Origin of the sequence: Synechococcus sp. R55.8, assembly GCF_047461895.1 — a bacterium.
In the GTDB taxonomy this organism is placed as follows: Bacteria; Cyanobacteriota; Cyanobacteriia; order Thermostichales; family Thermostichaceae; genus Thermostichus.
This window is the reverse complement of record NZ_JANSIB010000196.1, coordinates 1-586: the sequence shown is the minus strand read 5'-3', so window position 1 is coordinate 586 and position 586 is coordinate 1. Positions and strand designations below refer to the sequence as shown.

Below are 586 nucleotides of genomic sequence, written 5' to 3'. Positions count from 1 at the left end.
CGCCGCATTGTCAAAGAGTTGGTGGGCCGCGACATCCCGGTACGGGCGCTGGTGCGCAGCCGCGAGCTGGCCGCTCGGGTTTTGCCCCCCGAAGCGGAAGTGGTGGTGGGGGATGTGCTGGATCCGGCCACGCTGGAGACAGGCATGGAAGGATGCACGGTGGTGCTCTGTGCCACCGGGGCCAGGCCCAGTTGGGATCCCTTTCAGCCCTACCGAGTGGATTATGAAGGCACCAAGAACCTGGTCGATGTGGCCAAAGCCAAAGGGATCCAACACTTTGTTTTAATCTCTTCCCTGTGTGTTTCCCAGCTGTTCCATCCCCTCAACTTGTTTTGGCTGATCCTGGTGTGGAAAAAACGGGCAGAAGAATACTTGCAAAAGAGCGGCCTCACCTACACCATCGTTCGACCGGGGGGCCTAAAAAACCAAGACAACGACGATGGCATTGTCCTATCCAAGGCGGATACCCTCTTTGACGGCAGCATCCCCCGCACGAAAGTAGCCCAAGTGGCCGTCGAAAGTTTATTCCAGCCCGCCGCCCAAAATCGCATCCTTGAGATCATCGCCAAGCCGGGTGTGCCCAACC

1 protein-coding gene is annotated in these 586 nt (G+C 58.4%); it reads left to right on the top strand.

Features of this window, described 5'->3' with window-relative positions; genetic code table 11:
• Positions 1-586: SDR family oxidoreductase (locus tag NW829_RS12330; protein ID WP_414417212.1), on the top strand; the 586-nt coding region annotated here is incomplete at both ends.